This window comes from Natroniella sp. ANB-PHB2, from assembly GCF_046097105.1.
GTDB lineage: Bacteria > Bacillota > Halanaerobiia > Halobacteroidales > Halobacteroidaceae > Natroniella.
Genome location: NZ_CP175562.1, coordinates 2151336 through 2178179, shown reverse-complemented (window position 1 = coordinate 2178179; position 26844 = coordinate 2151336). Strand labels below are relative to the sequence as shown.

30 protein-coding genes and 3 tRNA genes are annotated in these 26844 nt (G+C 33.2%); all 33 read left to right on the top strand.

Going from position 1 to position 26844, the window contains the following annotated elements; translation table 11 throughout:
- Positions 1 to 94 precede the first annotated feature (94 nt).
- Positions 95 to 364, top strand: a complete 270-nt coding sequence (gene yabP / locus ACKF5P_RS10820) for a sporulation protein YabP (RefSeq protein ID WP_408955211.1) — start codon at positions 95 to 97, stop codon at positions 362 to 364.
- 23 nt (positions 365 to 387) lie between these two features.
- The gene (gene yabQ, locus ACKF5P_RS10815) at positions 388 to 804 is read left to right on the top strand and encodes a spore cortex biosynthesis protein YabQ (RefSeq protein WP_408955210.1); all 417 of its coding nucleotides are present in this window, start codon (positions 388 to 390) and stop codon (positions 802 to 804) included.
- A gap of 76 nt (positions 805 to 880) precedes the next feature.
- Positions 881 to 1168, top strand: a complete 288-nt coding sequence (locus ACKF5P_RS10810; RefSeq protein WP_408955209.1) for an FtsB family cell division protein — start codon at positions 881 to 883, stop codon at positions 1166 to 1168.
- Between the two features lie 19 nt (positions 1169 to 1187).
- Positions 1188 to 3344: a Tex family protein gene (locus tag ACKF5P_RS10805; RefSeq protein WP_408955208.1), complete on the top strand. Its 2157-nt coding sequence runs from the start codon at positions 1188 to 1190 to the stop codon at positions 3342 to 3344.
- A 91-nt stretch (positions 3345 to 3435) separates the two neighbouring features.
- Entirely contained in the window at positions 3436 to 3801 is a 366-nt protein-coding gene (locus ACKF5P_RS10800; protein ID WP_408955207.1) for a S1 RNA-binding domain-containing protein, read from the top strand.
- Positions 3802 to 3890: 89 nt separating this feature from the next.
- Entirely contained in the window at positions 3891 to 4457 is a 567-nt protein-coding gene (locus ACKF5P_RS10795) for a DUF501 domain-containing protein (protein ID WP_408955206.1), read from the top strand.
- 2 nt (positions 4458 to 4459) lie between these two features.
- Positions 4460 to 5338 (top strand): Ppx/GppA family phosphatase, encoded by an 879-nt coding sequence (locus ACKF5P_RS10790; protein ID WP_408955205.1) that lies wholly within the window; start codon positions 4460 to 4462, stop codon positions 5336 to 5338.
- A 148-nt stretch (positions 5339 to 5486) separates the two neighbouring features.
- Positions 5487 to 5576: transfer RNA gene (locus ACKF5P_RS10785), tRNA-Leu, on the top strand.
- 117 nt (positions 5577 to 5693) lie between these two features.
- Positions 5694 to 5769: transfer RNA gene (locus ACKF5P_RS10780), tRNA-Met, on the top strand.
- Positions 5770 to 5948: 179 nt separating this feature from the next.
- Positions 5949 to 6025 (top strand) — tRNA-Met (locus ACKF5P_RS10775).
- A gap of 285 nt (positions 6026 to 6310) precedes the next feature.
- A complete protein-coding gene (gene spoIIE / locus ACKF5P_RS10770; protein ID WP_408955204.1) occupies positions 6311 to 8713 on the top strand; it encodes a stage II sporulation protein E in 2403 nt (800 codons plus the stop codon).
- A gap of 188 nt (positions 8714 to 8901) precedes the next feature.
- Complete coding sequence (gene tilS, locus ACKF5P_RS10765; protein WP_408955203.1) at positions 8902 to 10311, top strand: tRNA lysidine(34) synthetase TilS; 1410 nt, start codon at positions 8902 to 8904, stop codon at positions 10309 to 10311.
- A 1-nt stretch (position 10312) separates the two neighbouring features.
- Positions 10313 to 10861, top strand: a complete 549-nt coding sequence (hpt, locus tag ACKF5P_RS10760; protein WP_408955202.1) for a hypoxanthine phosphoribosyltransferase — start codon at positions 10313 to 10315, stop codon at positions 10859 to 10861.
- Positions 10862 to 11188: 327 nt separating this feature from the next.
- Complete coding sequence (locus ACKF5P_RS10755) at positions 11189 to 11395, top strand: AtpZ/AtpI family protein (protein WP_408955201.1); 207 nt, start codon at positions 11189 to 11191, stop codon at positions 11393 to 11395.
- A gap of 17 nt (positions 11396 to 11412) precedes the next feature.
- Complete coding sequence (locus ACKF5P_RS10750) at positions 11413 to 11820, top strand: ATP synthase subunit I (protein WP_408955200.1); 408 nt, start codon at positions 11413 to 11415, stop codon at positions 11818 to 11820.
- Positions 11821 to 12525 carry a F0F1 ATP synthase subunit A gene (gene atpB / locus ACKF5P_RS10745; protein ID WP_408955199.1) on the top strand — a complete coding sequence of 235 codons (705 nt, stop codon included), beginning with the start codon at positions 11821 to 11823 and terminating at the stop codon, positions 12523 to 12525.
- 38 nt (positions 12526 to 12563) lie between these two features.
- Entirely contained in the window at positions 12564 to 13121 is a 558-nt protein-coding gene (gene atpE / locus ACKF5P_RS10740) for an ATP synthase F0 subunit C (RefSeq protein WP_408955198.1), read from the top strand.
- A 41-nt stretch (positions 13122 to 13162) separates the two neighbouring features.
- Positions 13163 to 13423 (top strand): ATP synthase F0 subunit C, encoded by a 261-nt coding sequence (gene atpE, locus ACKF5P_RS10735; protein ID WP_408955197.1) that lies wholly within the window; start codon positions 13163 to 13165, stop codon positions 13421 to 13423.
- Between the two features lie 114 nt (positions 13424 to 13537).
- On the top strand, positions 13538 to 14041 hold the full coding sequence (gene atpF / locus ACKF5P_RS10730; protein WP_408955196.1) for a F0F1 ATP synthase subunit B: 504 nt from the start codon (positions 13538 to 13540) through the stop codon (positions 14039 to 14041).
- Positions 14035 to 14598, top strand: a complete 564-nt coding sequence (locus ACKF5P_RS10725) for a F0F1 ATP synthase subunit delta (RefSeq protein ID WP_408955195.1) — start codon at positions 14035 to 14037, stop codon at positions 14596 to 14598. The genes atpF and ACKF5P_RS10725 overlap by 7 nt, the downstream gene beginning before the upstream one ends.
- A gap of 1 nt (position 14599) precedes the next feature.
- Positions 14600 to 16129 (top strand): F0F1 ATP synthase subunit alpha, encoded by a 1530-nt coding sequence (gene atpA, locus ACKF5P_RS10720; protein ID WP_408955194.1) that lies wholly within the window; start codon positions 14600 to 14602, stop codon positions 16127 to 16129.
- A 41-nt stretch (positions 16130 to 16170) separates the two neighbouring features.
- A complete protein-coding gene (atpG, locus tag ACKF5P_RS10715) occupies positions 16171 to 17025 on the top strand; it encodes an ATP synthase F1 subunit gamma (protein WP_408955193.1) in 855 nt (284 codons plus the stop codon).
- 20 nt (positions 17026 to 17045) lie between these two features.
- Positions 17046 to 18473: a F0F1 ATP synthase subunit beta gene (gene atpD, locus ACKF5P_RS10710; protein WP_408955192.1), complete on the top strand. Its 1428-nt coding sequence runs from the start codon at positions 17046 to 17048 to the stop codon at positions 18471 to 18473.
- Positions 18474 to 18475: 2 nt separating this feature from the next.
- Entirely contained in the window at positions 18476 to 18886 is a 411-nt protein-coding gene (locus tag ACKF5P_RS10705; RefSeq protein ID WP_408955191.1) for a F0F1 ATP synthase subunit epsilon, read from the top strand.
- A gap of 161 nt (positions 18887 to 19047) precedes the next feature.
- Positions 19048 to 19638 (top strand): YueI family protein, encoded by a 591-nt coding sequence (locus ACKF5P_RS10700; protein WP_408955190.1) that lies wholly within the window; start codon positions 19048 to 19050, stop codon positions 19636 to 19638.
- A 90-nt stretch (positions 19639 to 19728) separates the two neighbouring features.
- Entirely contained in the window at positions 19729 to 20991 is a 1263-nt protein-coding gene (locus tag ACKF5P_RS10695) for a UDP-N-acetylglucosamine 1-carboxyvinyltransferase (RefSeq protein WP_408955189.1), read from the top strand.
- Positions 20992 to 21133: 142 nt separating this feature from the next.
- Positions 21134 to 22054 carry a stage II sporulation protein D gene (gene spoIID, locus ACKF5P_RS10690; RefSeq protein WP_408955188.1) on the top strand — a complete coding sequence of 307 codons (921 nt, stop codon included), beginning with the start codon at positions 21134 to 21136 and terminating at the stop codon, positions 22052 to 22054.
- Between the two features lie 90 nt (positions 22055 to 22144).
- The gene (locus tag ACKF5P_RS10685) at positions 22145 to 22966 is read left to right on the top strand and encodes a peptidoglycan DD-metalloendopeptidase family protein (RefSeq protein ID WP_408955187.1); all 822 of its coding nucleotides are present in this window, start codon (positions 22145 to 22147) and stop codon (positions 22964 to 22966) included.
- Positions 22967 to 23063: 97 nt separating this feature from the next.
- A complete protein-coding gene (gene spoIIID, locus ACKF5P_RS10680; protein ID WP_408955186.1) occupies positions 23064 to 23336 on the top strand; it encodes a sporulation transcriptional regulator SpoIIID in 273 nt (90 codons plus the stop codon).
- A gap of 349 nt (positions 23337 to 23685) precedes the next feature.
- Complete coding sequence (gene flgF / locus ACKF5P_RS10675) at positions 23686 to 24429, top strand: flagellar basal-body rod protein FlgF (RefSeq protein ID WP_408955185.1); 744 nt, start codon at positions 23686 to 23688, stop codon at positions 24427 to 24429.
- A gap of 27 nt (positions 24430 to 24456) precedes the next feature.
- Positions 24457 to 25245, top strand: coding sequence for a flagellar basal-body rod protein FlgG (gene flgG / locus ACKF5P_RS10670; protein WP_408955184.1), 789 nt, complete (start codon positions 24457 to 24459; stop codon positions 25243 to 25245).
- Between the two features lie 23 nt (positions 25246 to 25268).
- The gene (gene flgA, locus ACKF5P_RS10665; RefSeq protein WP_408955183.1) at positions 25269 to 26237 is read left to right on the top strand and encodes a flagellar basal body P-ring formation chaperone FlgA; all 969 of its coding nucleotides are present in this window, start codon (positions 25269 to 25271) and stop codon (positions 26235 to 26237) included.
- 14 nt (positions 26238 to 26251) lie between these two features.
- Entirely contained in the window at positions 26252 to 26830 is a 579-nt protein-coding gene (locus tag ACKF5P_RS10660) for a flagellar basal body L-ring protein FlgH (RefSeq protein WP_408955182.1), read from the top strand.
- The last annotated feature ends 14 nt before the right edge of the window (positions 26831 to 26844 follow it).

The window sequence follows — 26844 nt, the reverse complement described above, 5'->3', positions numbered from 1 at the left end:
TTTACTTGAAATAAAGTTACCGAAAGGTAACTTTATTTTTTTGAATAGAACCATTATTAGCAACATAAATATTGAGTGAGAGAGGAGGGAGAAGATGACAGAAAGCAGTAGTAATGATCAAAAACTAGAGTTGGTTGATCGTAGGTTATTAAAATTAACTGGAGTAGTGGACGTTATTAATTTTAATGAAACTAAGATATTATTAGAAACTAATTTAGGAAGTCTAGTAATTATTGGAGAAGAGTTACATATCAATCAACTTGATCTAGATAGTTCAAAATTAAGTGTAGATGGTTATATCATAGAGTTAAAGTATGACCAAGAGTTGAATAAAGGAGGGGTTATTAAACGATTATTTAAATAGTTCAATCTTAGGAGGAAAAGATTATGGTTTCGTTGAGATTACAAGTGTTTACTTTTGTAAATATGATGATAGTAGGGTTGATCATTGGGTTTTTTTTTGATTTTTATCGTGTCATTAGAGGAAATTTTCAATTAGGTAGAATTACTACTGACTTATTTGACCTATTATTTTCCCTGGCAGTTACATTATTTGTATTTTTAGGTTTGATTTATAGTAATCAAGGGCAGGTTAGACTATATATATTTATAGGGGTAATTAGTGGAGAAGTAATTTATTATTTAACGATCAGTAAGTATATTATTAGTTTTTTACAGCGAGTAGTTAGAACTATTAAGATAATTTATTATCAAATAAAAAGAATAATGTTATTAGTTTATGATAGATTGAATTTAATCCTGATAGGAATTAAAGAAAAGTTAAAGAAGGTATTTAAAAGATAGTTTGCAGGATAAAATATTTTTAATCTAGAATATAAATAAAAGTATTAATTAAAGGATTAGATAGAGAGGTGAAGTAATGAAAGCCATTAAAGCTAGATTATTTAAAGTGATAGTTTTAATTGGAGGGTTATTTTTTTTAGTTGGAAGCATCTTTAATTTCTATCAAGGTAGTTTAGAGCAAAAGAGGTTAAAAGAAAAGATTGTAAACATTGAAGAAGAAATTGAGGAAGTTAATCTTAATAAAAGAGAACTTGAGAAACAGATTGAGCACGTTAATTCAAGAGAGTTTATAAAACAGGTAGCTAGAAATGAATTAGGATTGGTAGAAGAAGGGGAAATATTATATATTATTATAGATGATTGAGAAGCTAGGAGGGAAATAAGTGAAATTCAATTTAGAAAAACAATTGGCTGTAGAATTAAATTTGGAAATTGGACAAGTTAAACGGACTATTAAGTTGTTAGAGAAAGGAAATACTATTCCTTTTATAGCTCGTTATAGAAAAGAAGCAACTGGCAAGTTAGATGAAATAACTTTGAGGAAGTTGAAATCAAGGTGGGAATATTTAGAAAGGCTGCAGAAGAGAAAAAAAGAGATTGCTAACTCAATTGCTAATCAAGATAAATTAACTACTGAGTTAGAGGCTCAAATTAATCAAGCTACTAAGTTACAGGAGTTAGATGATATCTATCGCCCTTATCGTCCTAAAAGAAGAACAAGGGCTACGATAGCTAAGGAAAAAGGTTTAGAGCCATTAGCTAAAGATTTTTTAGCACAAGAGATAAAGTCTGGTTCTAGTGAAGAAGTTTGTCTTGAGTATTTAAACTCTGAGCAAGATTTAAATACTTTAGAGGATGTTTTAGCAGGAGTACGTGATATTGTAGCAGAATATGTTGCTGATCAAGCTAGTAGTAGGAGGTTGGCCCGGCAAATAACTTTGCATGAGGGGCAATTAATGTCTAAAAATAAGGGGGAGGAAGAAGAAAGTGACTATGAAATCTATTATGATTATCAAGAGCAGGTTCAAAAGGTACCTCCCTATCGAGTATTAGCTCTTAACCGAGGAGAGAAGGAAGATATCTTACAGGTTAAAGTGATTTCACAAGATGAGAAGATCATTAATAAGTTAGAGAATGAGTTTATAATTGGAGATTCGATTTTTGAAGAAGAGTTGAAATTAGCTATTGAGGATTCTTATTATCGCTTGATTGGCCCAGCAATTGAAAGAGAGATTAGAAATTATTTGACAGATCAAGCTGAAGAACATGCAATTAATGTATTTAGTGAAAACTTAAGAAATTTGTTATTACAGCCTCCGTTAAAAAATAAAAAAGTATTGGCACTTGATCCGGCATTTAGAACTGGTTGTAAGGTAGCAGTACTTGATCGATTTGGTGAACTGTTAATAACAGAGACTATTTATCCTCATGCACCACAAAATAATAAGAAAAAAGCAAAAGAGATATTGATTGATTTAATCAATCAATATCAAATAAATATAATCGCTATTGGGAATGGAACTGCTTGTCGAGAAACGGAGAAGTTAGTAACAGAATTAATTCAAGAATTAAAGATAGATTTGAAATATATTATTGTTAATGAAGCAGGAGCCTCTGTCTACTCTGCCTCTAAATTAGCAGGAGTTGAATTTCCAGAGTTGGATGTTGCAATGCGTGGTGCTATTTCAATTGGGAGGAGGTTACAAGATCCCTTAGCCGAACTAGTAAAAATTAATCCTAAGCATATTGGAGTTGGAATGTATCAGCATGATATTAGCCAGTCTCGTTTAGAAGGAGCATTAGAGACAGTTATAGAGTCGGTTGTTAATTATGTAGGGGTTGACTTAAACTCTGCTTCTAGTGCATTATTAGCGTATGTAGCAGGTATTAATTCTGGAGTAGCTGAGAATATTATTGAATATAGAGAGGAAAATGAAGGGTTTAAAAATAGAGAGGAGTTAAAAGAAGTCTATCGGTTAGGACCAAAGACCTTTACTCAAGCAGCAGGTTTTTTGAGAATTAAGGATGGAACAAATCATTTAGATGGAACTGCTATTCATCCTGAGTCTTATCAAATAGCAGAAGAATTATTGCAAAAATTCAACTTTGAACTTCAAGATCTAAGTGATAAATCAGCTTCAAAAGAATTAAAGCAGTCTTTAAAAGATTCCACCCTTATTGATATAAGTGAAGAGTTGGAAGTTGGTTTACCCACATTAATAGATATAAAAGAATCTTTATTAAAACCGGGACGTGATCCTAGAGATAAGTTGCCTAAACCAATTTTTAGGGAAGAAGTTTTAGCGATAGAAGACTTAAAATCAGATATGATACTATCTGGTACTGTGCGAAATGTAGTTGATTTTGGAGCTTTTGTGGATATAGGAGTTAAAGAAGATGGTTTAGTACATATTTCTGAACTTAGTGATCAGTATGTAACTGATCCACTAGAGATTGTTACAATAGGAGATAATGTTCAGGTTAAAATCTTAGAGATAGATTCTTCTAGAGGCCGAATATCATTAACCATGGATTTTTAATTATTTGACACAACTTAAAATATAGTGTATAATATGAAATATTAATGTGAGGGTTCACATATAAAATTTTATGAGGAGGAATTTTTTAAGTATGTCAATTGAGGTTGGATCTACTGTAGAAGGGGTAGTAACAGGTATTACAAACTTTGGGGCATTTATTGAATTAGATGGAGGTGAAACTGGTCTAGTTCATATCTCTGAAGTAGCTGATACTTATGTTAAAGATGTTAGCAATTACTTAAAAATGAAAGAAAAGATCAAAGTTAAGGTTATTTCTATTGATGATGATGGAAAGATTGGTTTATCCATTAAGCAATTAGACAATAAAAAGAAGAAGTTTAAAACAGTTCCTAAGAAGTCTTTTGAAGATAGGCTATCTGATTTTATGAAAGAAAGTGAACAACGACAACAAGACCTGAGACGTAGTTTGGAAAAAAGAAGCGGTCAAAGTCGTTAATATAAATTATAAATTAGGCTAAGTGTTAATATATACACCCTCAAATTTATTTGAGGGTGTTTCTTTATATTTGAAAGGAGTCAAAGAAGATGAAATTAACTCAAAAGCAATTAAAAATTTTAACTAAACAACTAGGAAGAGAGCCAAGGAATGTTGCTGAGATTGCTAAGCAATGTGCAGCTGGTTGCCCTCAAGTTATTATTACAAAACCTATTTTGGTCAAAGGTGATAGTTTTGGAATCTTTCCTACAACATTTTGGCTAACATGTTCTGAATTAAATTATAGAATTGGTAGGTTAGAGGGCGAGGGAATGGTTCAGAAGGTTCAAAAAAAGATTAAATCAGATCAAAAGTTAGCAGATAAATTAAAACAAGCCCATCAAAATTATGCAAAGCAGAGGGTAGAATTAGCTGATCAACAACTATTAGCTAGATTAAAAGAAGAAAATGAAGGTCAATTTAATGTTTTAAAGAGATCTGGAGTAGGAGGGATTATGGATTTTGGAGGAATTAAATGTTTACACACGCACTATGCCCATTATCTAGTTGATTCGATCAATCCAGTAGGTCAAATAGTAGATGATTTATTACAAGATAGATTTGGCACTTTAGATTCAAAAGATTGTTCTTCGAAGTGTATAGGAGAGGAGGAATAAAATTGTCAATAGCAGCAATTGATATCGGGACTAACTCTGTAAGGTTATTAATTGCAGAAGAAAAGAGTCAGCAATTAAAGAGATTAGCTAGTAGGTTAGAAACCCCTCGTTTAGGAGCAGGTAGTTATCAAAATAGTTATCTTAACCATGATGCGATTGAGCGAACTATTGGAGTGCTTAAAAGTTATCAAAAGGTTATTAAGCAATTTAATGCAGCCTCTTATGTAGTAGCTACAAGTGCGGTTAGGGATGCTATTAACCAACAAGAATTTTTGCAACGAGTTAAGGAAGAAGTTGGTTTTGAGATCAAAGTTGTTAGTGGGAAGGAAGAAGCTAGATTATCTTACTTAGGGATTACTTCTTCAATTTCTAAATTAGAGGAGCAAGTTTTAGCAGTTGATATTGGAGGAGGGAGTACTGAATTCATTTATGGAGCGAAGAATAAATTAGAAGAATATATAAGTATAAATTTAGGGGCAGTACGCTTGACAGAAAGATATGATGATGATTTTACCAAAATGAATTTGTTAGCAGAAAGAATGATAAAAGAAAATATTGATAAGAGAAAAAATTCGCAATTATTGGGAGTAGGTGGTACAATAACTACCTTAGTGGCAATTGAGTTGGAACTAGATTCTTATAATCGAAAGAAGGTAGATGGTTATTTTTTAACTAGGAATTCCATAAAAAGAATATTTAATAAGTTAGCCAGTTTATCTCTAATAGAGAGAAAAAAAGTACCGGGGTTACAACCCAAACGGGCTGATATAATATTACCAGGAATAATTATTCTTTTGAAAATAATGGAGGAGACTGATTCAGAGCAAATTCAAGTTAGTGAAGCAGGGGTTTTAGAGGGAATCATCAAAAAACATATTTAATCGAACATTAGGTTTTAAAGGAGTATACAGAAGTAAAGACGTGTTAAACAAATGTAATCAGCTATAATGGGTGATTTAATCAATTGACTGAAGGGCCATGATATACTATAATACTAATTGTCGCTTAGGAAATATACAATTTAAACATGCCGGGGTGGCGGAATTGGCAGACGCATCGGACTTAAAATCCGATGGGACTTTCGTGCCCGTGTCGGTTCGAGTCCGACCCCCGGCACCATCTTTAAAACAGAAGATAAATAATATTGAATATTTAATAATTGAAAATCAAGATTATTTAAATTTTTTAGGTTTTCATTATTTAATATTAGATATAAAATATTAAATGAACTTTTGTCGCGGGGTAGAGCAGCTGGTAGCTCGTCGGGCTCATAACCCGGAGGTCGTTGGTTCGAATCCATCCCCCGCAACCAAAATAGTTTATAATTGTGGTGCTTGCAGAAGTGCAACCAAAATATTTTATGATGGTAGTGCTTGCAGAAGTGCAACCAAGTTAAAAGCAATGAATATTTAATATTGAATAACTAATAGTTAAGTTCAAGATCTTAAAAATTACTCAATATTAAATGTAAAATATTAAATAAATTTCTATGGCGGTGTAGCTCAGTTGGCTAGAGCATGCGGTTCATACCCGCAGAGTCGGGGGTTCAAGTCCCTCCGCCGCTACCAACTAAGAAATTAATAAATCGATATAAATAAAGAGAGAGTACTTCCCTCGAGGGAAGTACTCTCTCTTTATTTATTAGGAAACAATTTTTGAAGAGTTGTTGAGAAATTTATTTTTAATCACTTAATTTACCATAAATTATTGTTGAATTCGATTTTGTTTTTTTGTATATGTTTGTCAATATTTTTAGAAGGATTAGTTTGGCTATTCGACAAATTATTCTTAAGAATAGGTGTATAATATATCTAGACCTTACAAAAAATGTAAATTGGACAAGGGGGATTATTGTGAAAGGTTTAGACTTACCTATTTATCAGCGACAGGATAGCTTACAAGATAAGAAAAAAGGCAACTTTATTTTAAAGGATAAAACACCAATTATTAACTTTACATTAGCTTTAATTGGTTTTTTGTTAGGGAGAGCAATTATTTTAAATGATTTAATGCCTTTTGGAGTCAGTTACTTAGCGATCTTTTTTTATCAATGGCAGAAAGGAGAATTAGCTTTAAAGAAGTTAACCTTTATTCTATTTGGAGTCAGCCTTGGTTATACAAGTCAATTAGGTTGGGGTGGATTGAAATATATATCCAGTATTTTATTATTATTATTTAGCAACCGATATTTTTCAAAGAAAAGTGAAAGAGGAGTCTTGTTTTTTACTTTTTTAGTTGGGGTTAGTTCTGTAATAGTTAGAATGCCTGATTTAATATTTGATTTTTCCTTACCTATAATTGTCAATTTCTTTTCTGAAGTCTTACTAATATCTTTAATTACATTGCTAGTATTAAGATTAACTCCTAACTTATTAACTTTAATAGAAAGAGAGAATAAATTAGTAGTAAAAAGCTTACTAGCAGTAGGCTTAACTTTTGGGCTACTTATGAGTGATCTATCTATTCAACAGATTGGAAATATAAATTTAGCTAGAATAATTGCTTCTTATTCTATTATGTTAACTGCTTTAATTGCTGGATTTAAATTAGCAACTGTTATAGGTGTTTTAATTGGTTTTATTTATAGTATTTCTTATTTAGAATTGGCCCCGTTGGTAGGAAACTATGCTTTAGCTGGTTTAATTGCTGGTAATTTTCAAAAGCAAAATAAATTAGGAGTGATCAGTGGTTTTTTATTAAGTAGTATAATTTATACATTATTTATTACTGAAGTTGGATATATTATAGCTTTGACTCAAGAAGGGTTGATTGCTGGTTTTATTTTATTAGTAACCCCAAAGTCAATTATTGTTTCTTTTGAAGAGTTAATTAATAAACAAAAACGTGCTAAAAAATTAAAAAATAAAAAATCAGAAACTTTCTTCAAAGAAAGAATTAATGATTTTTCTAATATTTTTACTGAATTAGCTCAAATGTTTTCATCAATTGAGACTGGTCAAAATAAATTAGAACAAAATAGTATAGGTAATTTGGGTGTTTTTTTAGATATAATTACAGATAAGGTCTGTAAACAATGTGGATTGTATAAGTCTTGTTGGCAGGATTCTTTTTATAAGACTTATAATTCATTATTTGATATATTGATCCTTGGTGAAGATAAAGGTGAATTGTTAGTGGATGATTTAAAAGAACAGATGAAGACAGATTGTGTAAGAAAGATTAAGTTGGTTACTGAAATTAATCAGTTTATCAAAATGAATGAATTAAATAGTTATTGGAAAGATAGAATAAAGAGCAGGGAAGAGCTTTTGCTGAAACAGTTAACGGGGATGTCTAATGTTGTTGATCAATTAACGAAGAATTTAACAATTAAGGTAGAAGAAGATGAAGAGTTAGAAAACGATATCTTTTCTTTATTAAAGGATAATGGAATTTTGGTTAACGAAGTTTTAACTACTAATTATAATGATGAAGAACTAGAAATTACTATTACAAAACAAAGCTGTAATGGAAGTCAAGAATGTACAAAGCAGATGATTCCTCTATTAAATAGTAGACTAGATCATAATTTAAGTTTAGGATGGAGTGAGTGTGGATATCAAATTGATAAGTCTAATTGTACTTGTCAATTTATGCCTGATAGCAAATATGATTTTCAAGGTGGAGTAGCTACTTTAAGTCAGCAAGGTGATGTCTCGGGAGATAATTACACCTTTTTTAGGCGAAAAGATGGTAATTTTTTTGCTATTTTGAGTGATGGTATGGGTATTGGTTCAAAAGCTTATCAACAAAGTCGGAGTGCCATAAGTTTGTTAGATAAGATGTTAACAGCTGGCTTAAGCTATGAGGTAGTGTTAGAAAGTGTTAATTCAATCTTAGAAGTTAGAACACAACAAGATACCTTTGCTACAATAGATTTGTTAAATATTGATCAGGTAACTGGAGCAGCTAAATTTATCAAAGTGGGTTCAGCATCTAGCTTTATTAAACGTGATTCTGATATTAGTATGGTAAAATCAACTTCTTTACCTGTTGGAATCTTGAATCAGGTTGAGGTAGAGCCAACCTCTTTGCAACTGCAAGGTGGGGACTTAATAATTATGTTAACGGATGGGGTTTTAGATGCTAAGAGAAATTTAACAATTAAAGAAGAGTGGATTTTAAAGGTTCTTAAAAATAATTTGATTGATGATCCACAGTCATTGGCACAATATATTTTGGATAAAGCTAAGGTTGAAAATGAAGAGATAAAGGATGATATGACTGTACTTGTAATTAAGGTAAATCGGTGTTAAGGTGAAAAAATTGAACAAAAAGAAGGATTAGATTGATTTTTATCGAAAATTCGGTAGTAAGGTGATTTTATTTTGTTATCTAAGGAGGGAGTTAATTCATACCATTACAATTTAAATATTATATAAGCTATCATGATTTAAGTTAAAATAATGTATGAAATTTAAATTTTGGTATGGATTTACATAAGATGACTTTATTGACTAAAGTTAAGGAGACAATTATTAAATACGATTTATTATCTACTGGTGATAAGATTTTAGTTGCTGTTTCTGGTGGGCCTGATTCATTGGTTTTATTACATATCTTAAAGAGATTAAGAGAAGATTATGATTTACAGCTACATGTTTTTCATTTAGATCATATGCTACGTGGAGAAGAGTCGATTGTAGATGCTGAGTTTGTAAAACAGATAGCTCATAAATGGGAAGTGCCGATTACAGTTGAAAGGTATGATGTTAAATCTTATCAGCAACGAATGGAGCTTTCATTAGAGGAGGCTGCTCGAGAGGTAAGATATGATTTTCTCTTTAAATATCTGAAAAAATTTAATCTAACTAAGATTGCGGTGGGTCATCATGCTAATGATCAAGCTGAGACAATCTTAATGAATTTATTACGAGGGGCAGGGTTAAAAGGTTTAGCTGGAATATTCCCGAAAAGAGATCAAGTTGTTAGGCCTTTATTTGAGTTGACCAAGCAAGAAATAAATAATTATTGTCAGCGATATAATCTCGAATCGAGATTAGATAAAACTAATTTAGACACTATTTATTATAGAAATAAAATTAGGTTAGAACTATTACCATCATTAATAAAAGAATATAATAGCAACTTAATCAATACATTACAAAGAAATGCTGAAATTTTACAAGGAGAAGAGAAGTTTTTAGTACAATCAACAATAGAAGTAATGAATCGATTATTATTAAAGGAGACTCCTCACCAGTTGGTTATTTTAAAGAATAAGTTTTCTGAGTTACATCTTGCTTTACAGCGTAGAGTTGTTAAGAGAACTTTAAAGTTATTAAGTGGGCAAGAACAAGGCTTTTATTATCATCACATAGAATCTATTATAGATTTTATATTAACTGGAGAAACTGGAACTCAAATTGATCTTCCACAACAAATGGTTGTTGCATTAAATTATGAGCAGGTTATCTTTAAAATTGGTGGAAGGGCAGATAAAAAAACCAATTACTTTGAGCATAAATTATCAGTAGGGGAGATTAAAGTTTTAGATTTAGGATTAGAAGTAAAGACTAAAGTGGTAAAGAATACTTATCCATGGAAAAAAGAACTTAACAACCCTAATAAAGCTCATTTAGATCTTTCTAAAGTAGGTTTTGAGTTTTATCTTCGGCAAAGAAAAGAGGGGGATCGATTTTATCCTTTGGGAATGAAGGGGAGTAAAAAAATAAAGGATTTTTTAATTGATGAGAAAGTGCCATTAGCACGGAGAGATAAGGTTCCTATCTTTACTACTTTGGAAGGAGAAATTTTTTGGGTAGCTAAATTAAGAATTGATGAGAGATTTAAGGTTGTTGAAGAAACAAAAAAAATTCTAATAATTGAAATTGTTAATTTAAGGAGGAGTTAAAATGCTAGAAAATGAAGTAGAAAAAATCTTAATTGATCAAGAAAAGTTAAAAGCAAGAATCAAGGAATTAGGGGCAGAAATTACTGATTATTATGATGAAGAAGATGATGAGATTGTTATGGTTTGTATTTTAAGAGGTGGCTTTGTTTTTATGGCAGATTTGGCCCGTTATGTAGAATTGCCTGTTGTATTTGATTTTATGGATGTTACTAGTTATGAAGGGACAACTTCTACTGGGAATGTCAGAATTATTAAGGATTTGGAGGAAAGTATTGAAGATAAAGATGTTTTAATAATAGAAGATATTATTGATACAGGAAAGACTTTAAAACATGTAATTAGTATTTTGGAGACACGTAATCCTAATAGTATTAGGGTTTGTACCTTGTTAGATAAACCTGAGCGTAGAACTGAAAAGGAATTAGAGTCTGATTGGAATGGATTTGAGATTCCTGATGAATTTGTTGTTGGCTATGGATTAGATTATGATGAAAGATATCGCAACTTACCTTATATCTGTATTCTTAAATCAGAGGTGTATCAAACGTAGAGTCAAAAAGAAGAAAATCTAATTTAACTTTATATTTATCTTTTAATATGTTATAATTTTAAAAAATTAGAGTTAGGCCTTAAGTTAAAATTGTATTTTCAAAAATATTAGGGCTGAGTGTAAATCAACTTTACAAAACTAGAAACTTATAGTATAATAAAATGGGCTAGTGTAGATTAATCCATATAGATGTTTATTTTCCATATATGTATAATTGCCGGTGAACTGTATAAACTAAAGACGACTAGTCTGATTATTTAATTTTGCTGTACATAAAATGAATTTTATTCTTTGGACTAAAAAAGTTTATAAATTAGGAGAGTTATGATGAAGGATCAATTAGGTATTTTACAGGCATTATCATTATTATCTCAAATAGGAATTGTTATTCTGATACCGATAGCAATTGGGATTTGGATAGGTAACAGATTGGATAATTGGTTAGGAACAGGAGCTTTATTTCTGGCTGTCTTTGTTGTACTAGGGGTTATAGTTGGGTTTAGGAATGCTTATAGATTACTTATGTCCGAGTAAGGTTAGGAAGTGATTATATGAATGCAGTACAAAAGACAAAGCTATTTGTATTAAAGTGGACAGCCTTATTTGATTTTTGTATATTATTATTGTTATTTGTTTTATTTAGTTATAAAAGTGCTTTTGGCTTTTTGGTTGGTTCTGTAATGAGTTTGATTAATTTTCAGTTATTATCGGTTTCGCTACAAAAATCGGTTAAATTCACTCCGGTTAAAGCTGGAATGTATGTTTTTATTCAATATATAATCAGGTATGTATTATGGTTTGCTGTTTTTTATATAGCTTTACAACGTAGCGATGTCAACTTATTAACTACAGTAATTGGAATGCTAACGGTAAAATTATTCGTTTTAGTAACTAATGCTTTAAATTATTGGCCCGACAGCCAAAAATACTCTGAAATTAAAAGAAAGGAGGGAAATTAAATGGAATTTGCCCCAGTTGAAATGTTTTATTTACCGAATAATGCTTTAACTAGATTATTTAATATTGCTGGTGCTCCAGTAAAATCTACTGTAACTACTACTTGGGTTATTATGGCAGCTTTAGTTTTGATTTCTTGGCTAGCTACTAAAAATTTAAGAAAAGAACCTGAGCCGGGTAGTTTACAAAATATAATGGGGGCTTATGTAGAAGGGATTGCTAATTTAGTGGAAACTACAATGAACACTAAAAAAAGGGCTTTTGTTTCTTATATTGGAACATTAACCATTTATTTAATAATTGCCAATTTAGTTGGAATTATTCCTGGAAGAGATCTCTTCAATCTTTATACTCCGACAGCGGATTTAAATACTACCTTAGCTTTAGCAGTTATTACTGCTGTTAATGTGCACTTTCTGGGAGTTAAAAAGAAGGGGATTGGTAATTATCTAAAAGGTTATTTTGAGCCAATGCCACTACTCTTTCCCATAAATGTTATTGGAGCATTTGCTGATCCTATGTCATTAGCCTTTCGTTTATTTGGTAACATGATGGGGAGTGTAGTAATTATGGCTTTGTTATTTGGAGTAGTTCCATTAGTGGTTCCGGGAATAGCTACTATTTACTTTGATGTCTTTGCAGGAGTTTTACAAGCTTTCATCTTTTCCATGTTAACTATGACTTATATTGCTATGGAGGTAGAGTAGCTTTTTTGGTTAAGTGGAGAAAGGGGGGGATTGGATAGATGGATGAAATCTCCAATTTAATAATTTTCTTATTGGACTGGTTAGATCAGTTTAGCCCGACTGCCTTAGTCTTAGCAGCAACAGCTTTAGCAGCTGGTTTAGCAATGATTGCAGGGATTGGCCCAGGAATTGGTCAAGGTTTTGCTGCCGGGAAGGGTGCTGAAGCAGTAGCAGATAATACTGAAAACAGCAATAATATTACTTTTGTAATGTTGTTAGGATCAGCGGTTGCTGAAACCTCTGGTATCTTTTCTTTGGTAGTAGCTTTGATTTTACTATTTGGGAATCCAATGATTGGAGTTGAAGGCACAGCAATAGTGATTGCTTCTTCTGTATTAGGATCTGGTTTAGCAATGATTGCAGGGATTGGCCCAGGAATTGGTCAAGGTTATGCTGCTGGAAAAGGAACTGAAAGTGCAGGTCGTCGGCCTGAATACCAGGGCTTAATTGTTAAGGTTATGTTGTTAGGACAGGCAGTAGGACAGACAACAGGTATTTATGCTTTGGTAATTGCTTTAATTTTGTTATTTGCTAACCCATTGTTAGCTTTATTATAATCTATTTAGAACTATTAAAATTTTGAAGGGGGAAATAAATAATGAGTGATCAAGCATTAGTGTTAGCTGCATCTGCAATTGGAGCAGGTTTGGCAATGATAGCTGGTATTGGAGCAGGAATTGGTCAGGGGTTTGCTGCTGGTAAAGGTGCTGAAGCAGTAGGTAAACAACCAGAGGCACAAGGGGTTATTACTAGAACTATGTTATTAGGAGCTGCAGTTGCTGAGACAACAGGAATTTATGGCTTGGTAATAGCTTTGATTTTATTATTCGCGAATCCTCTAATTGGCTTATTAGGGTAATTAAATTTGATTGGTCTGTTAGAGGACAATTGAAGATGAGTAATGCTTGTTTCATTATTCATCTTCTTTAATATTTATTATATTGTTGATAGTTTTGAAAGGAGGGAATCATAGGTGATCAGTATAGATGTAACATTCTTTTTTCAACTATTTAATTTTGTAGTGTTGTTTTTGTTGTTACGCCATTTTTTATTTGAACCAATAAGTGCATTTATGGAAAAGAGATCTCAAAGTATTTCTAATAAAATTGATGATGCTAAGCAAAGGGAAAAGGAAGCTAAAGAGTTAAAAGAGGAATATCAACAAAAGCTTAAGGAAGCTAGATTAGAAGCACAGAGCATAGTCGAAGATAGTCAGCGTCGAGCAAAGCGTGTAAAAGAAGATATAATTATTGAGGCGAAAGAAGAAGCTAATCGCAAAGTTCAGAAGGCTGAAGAAGAGATTAAGCGAGCTAAACAGCAAGCAGTTGAAGGTTTAAAAGATGAAGTTACTACTATCTCTGTTCAGATAGCTAAAGAGTTACTTGAGCAGTCTATTGATAGTGATATTCAGGAACAGACAATTAGTAATTACATTGAACGATTAGATGAGGAGAAATTAGGTGACGTACAATGCTAAAGAATGAGGTTGCTGAAAAATATGCTCAAGCCTTATTTGAAGTAGCAGTTGGGGAGAATGCTTTAGAAGAAACCTTACAGCAATTAACAGAAGTAATAGAAGTAATTGCTGAGAGCAAAGAACTAAAGAAGGTATTAGAGCATCCTAAGTTAACTGTTAAGCAAAAAAAAGAAATTTATACAGAGGTTTTTAGTGAAGAAGTATCTGAGAGGGTATTGAACTTTTTAAAGTTGTTGTTTGATAAAAATAGGGAAGATTATTTGATTGATATTCAGCAGCAGTTTAAAAAGTTAGCTAATCAATACCAAGGAAAATTAGAGGTTGTTGTTAAAGCACCAATAGAATTATCGGCAGAGCATAAGAAGAATCTTAAGGATAAATTAGAAAAATTAACAGAAAAAGAGATTCAGCTAAATGTTAGTATTAAGTCTGAATTACTAGGTGGATTAGTCTTAGAGATTGGTGATAAGGTAATTGATGGTAGTTTGTTGAATCAATTAAAAAGGTTAAAAACTAATTTAAATAATTTAGAAGTAAGTAAGTTAGGGGTGAAATAGAATGAATCTGAGAGCAGAAGAGATCAGTTCTATTATTAAAGAGCAGATAAAAAATTATGATGTTGAATTAGAAACTAAAGGTGTAGGGACTGTTCTTAGCGTTGGTGATGGAATTTCTAGAATTCATGGATTAGAAGGCGCTATGGCAGGTGAATTATTAGAGTTTGATAGTGGTGTTTATGGAATGGTATTGAACCTAGAAGAGGACAGTATTGGTTGTGTAATTTTAGGTGATGAGTCAAAAATTGAGGAAGGGGATGCTGTACATAGAACTGAAAGAATTGTAGAGGTTCCTATCGGTGAAGAGATGAAGGGGCGAGTTGTGAATGCTTTAGGCCAGCCTATTGACGGGAAAGGGCCAATCAATACTGAACAAGCTCGAGCAGTTGAATCTGATGCACCTGGAATTGTTGATCGTCAGCCAGTAGAAGAGCCATTACAGACTGGAATCAAATCTATTGACTCTATGGTACCAATTGGAAAAGGACAGCGTGAGCTGATTATTGGTGATAGACAGACTGGAAAGACAGCTATTGGAATTGATACAATAGTTAATCAAAAAGGTAAAGATGTAATGTGTATTTATGTAGCTGTTGGTCAAAAGTCATCTACTGTTGCTCAAATAGTAGATAAGTTAGAGGAGACTGGAGCAATGGAGTATACAACTGTTGTTTCTGCTGCCGCTAGTGAACCGGCTCCTTTACAATATTTAGCACCTTATACAGGGTGTACTATTGGAGAAGGTTTTATGTATGATGGGAAAGATGTATTGGTAGTTTATGATGATTTGTCTAAACATGCTGTTGCTTATCGTGAGATGTCTTTATTATTAAGAAGACCACCTGGGCGAGAAGCTTATCCTGGTGATGTATTTTATTTACATTCTCGCTTGCTGGAGCGAGCTGCTAAATTAAATGATGACTTAGGGGGAGGTTCTTTAACAGCTTTACCAATTATTGAGACGCAAGCTGGTGATATTTCAGCTTACATTCCAACAAATGTAATTTCAATTACTGATGGTCAGATTTTCCTAGAGAGTGAATTATTCTATTCAGGTGTTAGACCAGCAGTTAATGTTGGACTATCTGTATCACGAGTTGGTGGAAATGCTCAAATTAAAGCAATGAAAGATGTTGCAGGGACATTAAAGCTTGATATGTCTCAATATCGTGAATTAGAAGCTTTTGCTCAATTTGGATCTGATTTAGATGAGGCCACTCAACAAAAGCTTGCTCGTGGAGAAAGAATTGTTGAGGTTTTAAAGCAGGAGGAAACGAGTCCATACGATGTAGAGGATCAAGTAATTATTATTTACACCGTAACTAATGGCCATTTGGATGATATTCCTGTCGAAGACATTACTGAATTTGAAGAGCAGTTTATTAATTTCATAAAAAATAGTAATCCAGAAATCAGGCAAGCAATTGCTGATACTGGAAAATTAGAAGAAGAAACAGAGGAAAAGTTAGAAGTTGTTATTGAGAAGTTTAAAGGAGATTTTGTAACTAGTGAACAAAAAGAAACAGCCTAGTTTATAGTTAAATGTCTGGGTAAGAAAGTGGGGTGAGTTAGATGAAAAGTATGCGAGATATTAAGCGGCAGATAGCTAGTGTTAAAAACACTAAAAAGATTACTAAAGCTATGAAGCTAGTTGCTGCCGCTAAATTAAGAAGGTTACAGGAAAGAGCTGAAAATGCTAAGCCCTTTTTTGAAAAGACACGTAAGACCTTAGTGAATGTTACTTCTAAGATAGATAATAGGTTACATCCTTTGTTAGAAGAGCGTGATGTCAAAAAAGTTTGTTACTTTTTGATTACTGGTGATCGTGGATTAGCTGGCCCGTATAATAATCGAGTTATTAAAAAAGTTGAAACTAGTATTCAAGCTGATAACCAAGAAAATAATTTGGTTACTATCGGGAAAAAGGGGAGAGACTACTTTAGAAGGCAAGATGTTGAAATTATTTCTGAATATCTTGAGTTAGATGATAGTCCTACTTTTCATAATGCGGCTAATTTTGCTCAGGAGATAATTGATTTATATAGGCAGGAAGTTTTTGATGAGATATATTTAGTTTATACCGATTTTAAAAGTGTAATTAGCCAAGAAGTAAAAAAGATTAAGTTATTACCTGTTGACCCAGATGATATAGAACCAGAAGATGCTGGTACTAGGTACTTATATGAACCTTCAGCTGGAGAAGTCTTATCAGTTGTGTTGCCACAATATATTAAAAACATTCTATTTAGTGCATTATTGCAGTCTAAAGCTAGTGAGTTTGCTTCACGGATGACAGCTATGGATTCTGCAACTGAAAATGCTGAAGAGATGATAGAGGACTTGACTTTATCTTATAATAGAGCACGCCAGGCTGCAATTACACAGGAACTTTCTGAAATTGTTGGTGGCGCTGAAGCATTAGAATAGGAGTTAGAGGGGGTATTATGATGAGTCAAAATACTGCTACAGACCAAAATGTTGGACAAGTTGTCCAGGTTATTGGTCCAGTAGTTGAAGTTGAATTTGATAGTGGTGAATTACCAGAAATTAATGGTGCAGTAAAAATTATAGATAAAAGAAACGAACGTGATGTTATAATTGAAATTATGCAACAAGTAGGTGACAATCGAGTTAAGGGTGTAGCTATGTCATCTACTGATGGTTTAGTTAGAGGGATGGATGCTTTGGATTTAGATGGGCCAATATCCGTTCCGACTGGTGAAGAATGTTTAGGGAGAATATTCAATGTATTAGGTGAGCCGGTTGATGAACAAGGAGATGTAGAAGCTGACGCCTATGCTCCAATTCATAGAGATGCACCTGCTTATGAAGAACAGGATACATCTACTGAGATATTTGAAACAGGAATTAAGGTGGTTGATTTATTAGCTCCTTATGCTCGAGGTGGTAAAGTAGGTCTATTTGGAGGTGCAGGTGTAGGTAAGACAGTTTTGATTATGGAATTAATAAATAATATAGCGACTGAGCATGGTGGTTATTCAGTATTTTCTGGTGTAGGTGAACGTACTAGAGAGGGTAATGACTTATGGTTAGAAATGAAAGAATCAGGAGTATTAGATAAAGTTGCTTTAGTTTATGGGCAAATGAATGAACCACCTGGAGCTAGAATGAGGGTTGGTTTGACAGGGTTGACGATGGCTGAATATTTCCGTGATCAAGCCGGACAGGATGTACTGTTATTTATTGATAATATCTTCCGATTTATTCAAGCAGGTTCTGAGGTTTCGGCTTTATTAGGAAGAATGCCATCAGCAGTAGGTTATCAGCCAACTTTGGCAACAGATGTAGGAGATTTACAGGAGAGAATTACTTCAACTAAGGATGGTTCAATTACATCTGTACAGGCAGTTTATGTACCAGCAGATGACTTGACAGATCCTGCTCCAGCAACGACTTTTGCTCACTTAGATGCAACAACTGTATTATCAAGACCGATTGCGGAGAAGGGTATCTATCCTGCAGTAGATCCATTAGATTCTACTTCACGAATCTTGGATCCAAATATTGTAGGGGATGAGCATTATCAAGTAGCACGTCAAGTACAGGAGATTTTACAGAGATATAAAGACTTACAAGATATTATTGCAATTTTAGGTATGGATGAACTGTCAGAAGATGATAAGTTAGCCGTGGAACGAGCAAGAAAGATTGAACGTTTCCTATCTCAACCGTTTTTTGTAGCAGAGCAGTTTACAGGGATGCCTGGTACTTATGTATCTGTTGATGAAACAGTTCGTGGTTTTAAAGAGATTTTAGAAGGAAAGCATGATGATTTACCTGAAGAAGCATTCTTGTATGTAGGAACAATTGATGAAGCAGTAGAGAAAGCAGAAAATTCAAAAGGGCGTGATTAATCATGCCAAAAATGAGATTAAATATCGTTACTCCAGAAAAAGTGGTTTATGACAATGAGATAGAAAGAGTTACTGTAAGAACTATCGATGGAGATAGAGGGATTATGCCTGAGCATATTCCTTTAATTACAGGGTTGGATATTGGAGCTATTAGAATTAAAGAAGATAATGAAGAGCAGATATTGGCTGCAACTAAAGGTTATATGGAAGTTAGACCAGAAGAGACGATTATTTTAGTTGATTCAGCTGAATTTGCTGATAAAATTGATGTAGAGCGAGCAGAAGCTGCTAAGAAACGTGCAGAAGATAGGCTTGGGTCCAAGACAGAGAATATTAATGAAAAAAGGGCTGAATTGGCTCTACAAAGGGCATTAAATAGATTAAAAGTTACTAAAGGCAATAATTTTGAGTAAGAGATCATATCTCTTGCTCTTTTTTTATGGACATAAAAAATGGTAATATATTATTGCAATTTAGGTTATATTACAAAATAGCTTTAATATTCTTGACAAATCTACCCTTGAAATAATATAATGTTTTGTTCTGGTCAATACTAACTTAGAGGTGATAAAATATGAGTAAAGATAAAGATTTGCAACAAGAAGCATTTAAAAGTCAACAAGGAAAGAGTGAACTAGAAAGAAAAGTAGGAGTAGAAGCTCATGGTGGGCTTGAATTAAAGAAGGGAGAGCGAAATCAATATTTAGGTGAATTTAAAGAAAGAGTGTTAAAGGCATTGACTATCACTCAGGTGGAGGAAGAAGGGGTTTATCCTGAAATTATAACCAGTACCAAGGATTCAGCAGCTAAAAAATTAATTATTGATAGTAAAGTTTCCTCTTCAGCAGCTAAAGAATACATAAAAGTTGCAAGGGAAAATAATCTATCTTTTAAAAAAGTTAGTTCTCCAGATTTTAAAGGAGAGATAGGCTTAGTGGTAGTTAGCGATCATGCTGTTAATAGAGAAGATATCTTTGTAGAACAACGTAAGGAAAGGCTAAAGCAAAAGGGGCTTCCTGAAGAACTAATTAATGCTAGAGGTAAAAAGATCTGTTCTAAATGTTATAGCCTATTAGAAGAGCGTGCTCCTGAAGAATTAAAAAATTATCACAAGATAACTTGGCTTGATAAGATGTTTGGAAAAAATTGTCCTGGTGATCACTAATTTAATTTGTGCTAGGAGGCAGGAATTTATAGTTTGATCAAGAATAGTTTCAGTGGGCTTTTGATTATAAGGATAGGAGGAAATAATAATATGGAACATCTAGTAATAAATGGTGGCAATAAATTAGAAGGAGAAGTATGCATTAGTGGAGCAAAGAATGCTGCTTTGCCAATTGTAACTGCAAGCTTAATGGGAGTTGGAAAGAGTGTATTATATGGGATACCTAATTTAAGGGATATTAATAACTTAATTAAGATACTGGTGTCTTTAGGAGCAGAAGTTGATCTTGATTATGATCAAAATAAATTAATGATTAATACTGATATTGTTAATCGTTTAGAAGTTCCTTATTCTCTAGCCCGTAAGATGAGAGCATCTTATTATGCTTTGGGTGCTTTGTTGGCCCGGTATGGTGAGGCTGCAACTACCTTGCCTGGTGGTTGTGAAATTGGTAATCGACCAATTGATCTGCATTTGAAAGGATTTAGAGCTTTAGGAGCTGAAGTAGAAATTGAACATGGTGTAGTAGAAATAAAAGCTAATAAACTAACAGGTACTAAAATTTACTTAGATTATCCTAGCGTAGGAGCTACAATGAATATAATTATGGCGGCAACTACAGCTGAAGGAAAAACAATTATTGAAAATGCAGCACGAGAGCCAGAGATTATTGATTTAGCAAATTATTTAAATGTAATGGGGGCCAAGATCAAAGGAGCTGGAACTGATATAATTCGGATTACAGGGGTTGAACAGCTAAATGGTAGTGAATATACAATCATTCCAGATCGAATTGAGTCAGGTACCTATATGATGGCAGCTGCAATTACAGGAAGTGAATTATATATTAATAATGTTTTGGTAGAACACATTAAGCCTTTAATTGCTAAACTGAAGGAAATGGGGGTTAAGATAGAAGAAGATGTCAGTGGAGTTAAAGTAATTGGTAACGGACAGCTAAAATCTGCAGATATCAAAACATTACCTTATCCTGGATTTCCTACTGATATGCAGTCTCAATTTATGGCCTTATTGACTCAAGCTGAAGGAAATAGTATAGTTGTTGAAACAGTATTCGAAAATCGGTTTGGTCATGCTGATGAATTAAGAAGAATGGGAGCAGATATTAGAATAGATGGTAGGAGTGCGATAGTTAAAAAATCTAATTTGAGTGGAGCTAAAGTAAAGGCTACCGATTTACGAGCTGGTGCAGCTTTGATTTTAGCTGCTTTAGCAGCAGAAGGAAAAACAAAGATAACAGATATCTATCATATTGAACGTGGATATGAAAGTGTAACAGAAAAATTAAAAGGAATCGGTGTTGATATCAAGCGAGTAAGTACCTCTGAATAAGGGGTACTTTTTTCTTTTTAAGGGCACTACAGGTTTATAGATAATTTTTTAGTTTTAAGGTGATTAAATGGTTATTAGCTTACTTTATTTTTATTTGGAATATCTAAATTTAAACAGCATAAAAATTAACAAAACAGAGTTATTGGGGGGGAGAAGAGTTAATAATAAATTATTACTTTGTTTGATTATATCTTTGTTATTGTTAATGATTGTAATTCCTATCGTGATAATAAACTTATCTAATTATTTTGCTAGTCCATCAATTGAGATTGAGGTTTATGACAATGTTACAGATGAGATATTATTTTTAGATTTAGAAGAGTATTTAAAGGGGGTTGTAGCGGCAGAAATGCCAGCTGTTTTTGAATTTGAAGCTTTAAAAGCTCAAGCAGTAGCTGCTAGAACCTATGCCCTTAGAAACTTAGAACAGGGGCAACCATTAACGACTGATAGCACAATAGATCAAGCATGGACTTCTAAAGCAGAGTTGTTAGATAGGTGGGGAGGCTTAAATTATTTATTTTATTGGCCACGAATTTCAGCAGCAGTAGAAGAAACTGCCGGGATTATAATAAAATATCAAGATGAACTAATTAATGCTGTTTATCATTCTACTAGTGGAGATTATACAGCAGCAGCAGTTGAAGTTTGGGGGAATGATCTACCATATTTAAGATCAGTAGCTAGCATATACGAAAAAGACTCCCCATATTATCAAGATCAAGAAATCTTTTCAGTCCGAGAATTTAACCATAAGCTAGGAATAAGTAGTAATCTACTTCAAGAGATTAAGATACTTAATAGAAGTTTAAGTGATCGGGTTTTAAAAGTAAGAGTGGGTAATCATCTCTTCTCTGGACGAGAGTTCAGACAAAAATTAGGGATTAGATCAACAAACTTTCTGATCAAAACGAACGAAGAAGAAGTTAAGATTATTACTTCTGGTTATGGTCATGGGGTAGGAATGAGTCAATATGGAGCAAATGGAATGGCAGGAGATGGGTATAATTATCAAGAAATTTTAAAACACTATTATCCTGAAACAGAACTAAGCTATTATTAGAAGAATAAGTGACCAGGCTATAAGAAATTAATGGAAAATGAATGTATAAAATATTCATTTCTGGAAATCATAATTCTGGAGGTGGATTAAGTGAGCAAAAAAGATGATCAAGATAAGAAACTACCATTTTCTGTTAGCTGGGCTAAGAAGAAGAATTTTATAAAGGAGCAAATAGGAAAATTAAAGAGAATGCAGTGGGGTAAGTATATGTTAGTACTTTTAATTTCTTTTGTTTTAGGAATTTCCGTAGCAATTTATTATTTTATAACTGATCAAGATCTAAGCCAAGAAAGTGCTGAAGTAGAGATTATTGAACTAGAAGAAGAGAATGAATATCAGTTTGAGATTGATGAACAAGTATCTGTACCACTGATGGGGAATGAACCATCATCTCTAGAAACCGAAGAAGATCGGGAAATAACTGATGACCAATCAACATCAGACATAGAAAAAGAAGGTGAACTAGAAAAGAAAGAGGAGTTGAAAGAAGAAGTTGAGAAAACTGAAGAAACTGTATCTTCTCAGCAGATGATAAATTTAATTAAGCCTATTTCTGGAGAAATAAAGAATGCTTGGGATTGGTATCATGATGAAGTGTTGGAAGCTTGGAAATTTAATGCAGGAGCAGATATTCATGCTCAGCAAGGAACAGAAGTTAAAGCTGCTCAAGCAGGTCAGGTTAAAGAGATTATTGAAAATGAGTTATATGGTACAGAGGTTGTGATTAAGCATAATCGATCATTTAAAACAATTTATTCTAATTTAAATGAAAGAGTAACTTTAGGAGAGCAGATTACTCAAGGACAAGTTATTGGTAAATTGTCAGAAAGTTCTTTCCAGCCTGAGAGTAGGCTTAGATTTAAGGTGATTAGAGATGGAGAAGAAGTATCTCCATTAGAATATATTGATTAATTTAATTAGTGATCCCTTTGATTAATTTTAATTTTTTGTAATATTTATCCTTGTTCTACATATATATATATTGGAGTTAATTAAGGGGGACAAGTTGATGAAAGATTATATTTATCAAAGGGTATTAGAGGTGAGTCACTATATATATGAGACTAAAGCAACTGTCAGACAGGCGGCTAAAGTATTTGGAGTTAGTAAAAGCACAATACATAAGGATGTAACGGAGCGGCTAGAGAAGATAAATGGACAATTAGCTAAAAAAGTCAAAAAAGTATTAGAATATAATAAGGCAGAACGTCATTTCAGGGGTGGTGAAGCTACTAAAAGAAAATATATGGAGAAAAATTCTTCTGATGCAAGAGAGGGTTAGTAGTGCTACTAATTCTCTTTTTTTTTATGTTATATTGATATAATGGGTCTGTGACTGTGGTCTGTCAAAATCAAACTCTTTGACCCCTGCCAACATAAAGGTTTTTAAATTGAAATGTAGGGTCAGACCCATGTGGATATGGTTTTCTATGGGTTTCACGAAGAGTCTTACTTTTTTGTAATATCAAAAGTGTCACATAATTGTAATTCGGCTTTGAAAATTTAAAATTTAAGGTTATAATTTAAATAAGGGATACAAACTTAAATTTATTTTTGGATAGTTAGCAGGATTTTTATAATCTAGTGTTTAATTAATAAATAAGGTTAAATTTAGAGAAAGGGGGATTTTAATGATTAGAGGCTTATATACATCTGCTTCAGGTATGACTTCTAACGTTGAGCAGAATGACACTATTTCTAATAATTTATCAAATTTAAATACAAGTGGATATAAAAAACAAGTGGCGACTAAGCATGAGTTTCCGAGTTATTTATTACATAGAATTGATCATCAAGTAACTCCAACTGGTAAGATAGGAAGTGGAGTAATGGTTGATGAAATAAAGACAGATCACAGTAATGGTAGTTTTGAAAAGACAGGTAACACTTTTGATTGGGCTGTACAAGGAGAGGGTTTTTTTGCTGTTCAGACACCGCAGGGAGAGCGGTATACCCGTAATGGAGAATTTACTTTAAATAACCAAGGACAAGTAGTAACTCAGGATGGCCATCCTGTTTTAGGAGAGAATGGAATTTTACAAATTCCTTTCGAAGGGGAAGTTAGTGTAGATAATAATAACAATTTACTTGTTGATGAAGTAATAGTTGATCATATAAGAATAACTGGTTTTGAGAATAAGAATGGTCTAAGTAGAGAAGGTAGTAACCTCTTTGCTGCTGGGCCAGAAGTTGATAATATCTTCCCTGCTACCGGTAATGTAACACAAGGTTATTTAGAAGGATCTAATGTTAATCCAATTGAGGAAATGGTAAGAATGATCAATAATACGCGTAATTATGAAGCTAATCAAAAAGGGATTCAAGCACATGATGATACTATGGGAAAGGCTGTCAATGAAGTAGGAAGAACTTAAAAAAGTAATTAAGGAGTGAAGTGAAGAATGATTAGATCATTATCAAGTTCAGCATCTGGAATGAAGGCACAACAACTAAATATGGATACAATTTCTAATAATTTAGCTAATGTCAATACTACTGGTTTTAAAAAGTCAAGAGTAGGTTTTCAGGATTTAATGTATCAGACTATGAGGTCTGCTGGAACGCCCAATAATCAAGGCTCTGAAATACCAACCGGGATTCAAGTGGGGCATGGTGTTCGACCTGGAGCGACACAGAAGTTGTTCAGTGAAGGTAGTTTAAAAGGAACAGAGAATCCATTAGATCTAGCAATAGAAGGAAGTGGATTTTTTGAAGTGATGATGCCGGATGGAACAAGTGGTTATACAAGAGATGGTTCTTTTAAAGTCGATAGTAATGGACAGGTAGTTACTTCAGATGGTTATTTATTACAACCGCCGATTAATATTCCTGCTGAAGCAACTGATATTTCAATTAATGATGAAGGGGTAGTCACTTTTTTAGAGCCTGGTGATGAAGCACCACAAGAAGCAGGACAGATTGAGTTGGTTAACTTTTCTAATCCAGCAGGTTTAGAAAGTGTAGGGCAGAATCTTTTTCAGCAGACAGCTGCTTCAGGGCAACCAATGTTTGGTTTGGCAGGGCAAGATGGCTTTGGTAGAATAGCGCAAGGTTTTTTAGAGGAATCCAATGTACAAGTAGTAGAAGAGATGGTTGATATGATTTCAGCACAAAGAGCTTATGAAACTAACTCTAAGGCAATTCAGGCTTCTGATGAGATGTTACAACAGGCTAATAATTTAAGAAGATAGTAAAAGATAGGAGTTAGGATGTAATGAAAAAAAAACTGTTAGCTCTCAAGATTGGATTACTGATCTTATTATTTAGTAATAGTGTTTTAGCAGCGGAAAATATGATTGAAGTGACCGGTCAAGTTGAAGTTACAGGAAGAAATGTTGAGTTGGGTGAAATAGCTTACATAAGAGGTGATGCGGAGTTTAAAAATAGTTTAAATGGTATCACTCTAGGTCAAACTCCAATCCCTGGATATCAACGAATTATTTATCGTGAGGAAGTAATCAATGCTTTAAGAAGGGAGCAGATTGATCTAGAGCAAGTTAAGATTAATATTCCCTACCATTTTTCTGTAACTACTGATTATGACAAGTTGACTGCTGATAGGTTAATTCAATTAGGAAAAGATTATATTTATCAAGAGTTGGCCCAAGATCCTGAACAAATTGAAATTGAAGTTAGAAATTCTCTTCAAGACCTAAAATACCCTAGTGGTCAACTTGATTTAAAAATTGGCAATCTACACCGCAGGAATTTATTAGGACGGGTTATGTTACCTATTGAGGTCAAAGTTGATGGTGTTTTGTATCAAAGAGTTCATATTCAATATCAGGTTAGTTTATGGCAAGAGGTTTTGGTTGCTAAAGAAGATATAGAGCGAAGAACTGAGCTGAATCGAGATTTATTCTTGCTTGAAGATAGATTAGTGACTGCTCAAAATACTAATTTTATAACTGCTGATTACTCTTTAGATAGAATGCAATTAAGAAATTCATTACGAGCTGGTCAACCTCTTGAAGAAAGAATGATTGATCGTCCTCCCCTAGTTGGTAGATGGGAAGATGTTAAGTTGGTTGCTCAAATTGAAGGGGTAATCATAACTGCTAATGGTAGATCACGAGAAGCAGGACATTATGGAGATATAATTAAGGTTGAGAATAAAGCCAGTAGAAAGATTGTAGAAGCTAGGATAATTGGAGAGAATGAAGTACAAGTTATTACTGATTAAAGGAGTGATCTTAAGTGAGAAAGAGCTTTTTAATAATATTACCCCTTTGTTTAATTGTAATTTTTACTGTGTCGGTTACTGATGCTACTTCTTTATGGAATGGTAATAACGCATTAGTTAGGGATAATAAAGCTAATCAGGTCGGAGATATCTTGACTGTGATTATTACTGAAGATGCTACTGCTAGCCAAGAAGCTTCGACTGATGCTAGTCAGGATAATCAAGCAGATGTAGGAGCTGGAACTGGAATTTTTGATTTTATTAGATCGTTTGGTTTTAATCAAAGTGACAGTAGTAATGCAACTGGCTCAACAAGTAGGAGTGGTAGTCTTTCTGCTGAAATAACGGTTCAGATTGAAGAAAGATTAGATAATGGTAATCTTAAGATTAGTGGTACTAGACGTGTAAAGATTAATGATGAAACGCAAGATATTAAATTAACAGGAATAGTTAGACCAGAAGATATTTCACCAGAGAACACTATTGAATCAAGCTATATTGCAAATGCTGAAATAGATTATGAAGGTACAGGAGTTATTGGAGATAGACAAAGACAAGGGGTTATTAGTAGGATAATTAGTTGGCTCTTCTAGAAAGGGAGGGTAAT

Coding starts and splice junctions, on each gene's coding strand:
- atpG (WP_408955193.1), top strand. CDS start 16,171: ATGAAAAGTATGCGAGATATTAAGCGGCAGATAGCTAGTGTTAAAAAC.
- hpt (WP_408955202.1), top strand. CDS start 10,313: ATGCTAGAAAATGAAGTAGAAAAAATCTTAATTGATCAAGAAAAGTTA.
- yabQ (WP_408955210.1), top strand. CDS start 388: ATGGTTTCGTTGAGATTACAAGTGTTTACTTTTGTAAATATGATGATA.
- flgF (WP_408955185.1), top strand. CDS start 23,686: ATGATTAGAGGCTTATATACATCTGCTTCAGGTATGACTTCTAACGTT.
- atpD (WP_408955192.1), top strand. CDS start 17,046: ATGAGTCAAAATACTGCTACAGACCAAAATGTTGGACAAGTTGTCCAG.
- ACKF5P_RS10695 (WP_408955189.1), top strand. CDS start 19,729: ATGGAACATCTAGTAATAAATGGTGGCAATAAATTAGAAGGAGAAGTA.
- atpA (WP_408955194.1), top strand. CDS start 14,600: ATGAATCTGAGAGCAGAAGAGATCAGTTCTATTATTAAAGAGCAGATA.
- ACKF5P_RS10725 (WP_408955195.1), top strand. CDS start 14,035: ATGCTAAAGAATGAGGTTGCTGAAAAATATGCTCAAGCCTTATTTGAA.
- ACKF5P_RS10755 (WP_408955201.1), top strand. CDS start 11,189: ATGAAGGATCAATTAGGTATTTTACAGGCATTATCATTATTATCTCAA.
- spoIIID (WP_408955186.1), top strand. CDS start 23,064: ATGAAAGATTATATTTATCAAAGGGTATTAGAGGTGAGTCACTATATA.
- ACKF5P_RS10700 (WP_408955190.1), top strand. CDS start 19,048: ATGAGTAAAGATAAAGATTTGCAACAAGAAGCATTTAAAAGTCAACAA.
- flgG (WP_408955184.1), top strand. CDS start 24,457: ATGATTAGATCATTATCAAGTTCAGCATCTGGAATGAAGGCACAACAA.
- ACKF5P_RS10750 (WP_408955200.1), top strand. CDS start 11,413: ATGAATGCAGTACAAAAGACAAAGCTATTTGTATTAAAGTGGACAGCC.
- ACKF5P_RS10810 (WP_408955209.1), top strand. CDS start 881: ATGAAAGCCATTAAAGCTAGATTATTTAAAGTGATAGTTTTAATTGGA.
- flgA (WP_408955183.1), top strand. CDS start 25,269: ATGAAAAAAAAACTGTTAGCTCTCAAGATTGGATTACTGATCTTATTA.
- atpE (WP_408955197.1), top strand. CDS start 13,163: ATGAGTGATCAAGCATTAGTGTTAGCTGCATCTGCAATTGGAGCAGGT.
- atpE (WP_408955198.1), top strand. CDS start 12,564: ATGGATGAAATCTCCAATTTAATAATTTTCTTATTGGACTGGTTAGAT.
- ACKF5P_RS10800 (WP_408955207.1), top strand. CDS start 3,436: ATGTCAATTGAGGTTGGATCTACTGTAGAAGGGGTAGTAACAGGTATT.
- ACKF5P_RS10705 (WP_408955191.1), top strand. CDS start 18,476: ATGCCAAAAATGAGATTAAATATCGTTACTCCAGAAAAAGTGGTTTAT.
- ACKF5P_RS10795 (WP_408955206.1), top strand. CDS start 3,891: ATGAAATTAACTCAAAAGCAATTAAAAATTTTAACTAAACAACTAGGA.
- atpB (WP_408955199.1), top strand. CDS start 11,821: ATGGAATTTGCCCCAGTTGAAATGTTTTATTTACCGAATAATGCTTTA.
- yabP (WP_408955211.1), top strand. CDS start 95: ATGACAGAAAGCAGTAGTAATGATCAAAAACTAGAGTTGGTTGATCGT.
- tilS (WP_408955203.1), top strand. CDS start 8,902: ATGACTTTATTGACTAAAGTTAAGGAGACAATTATTAAATACGATTTA.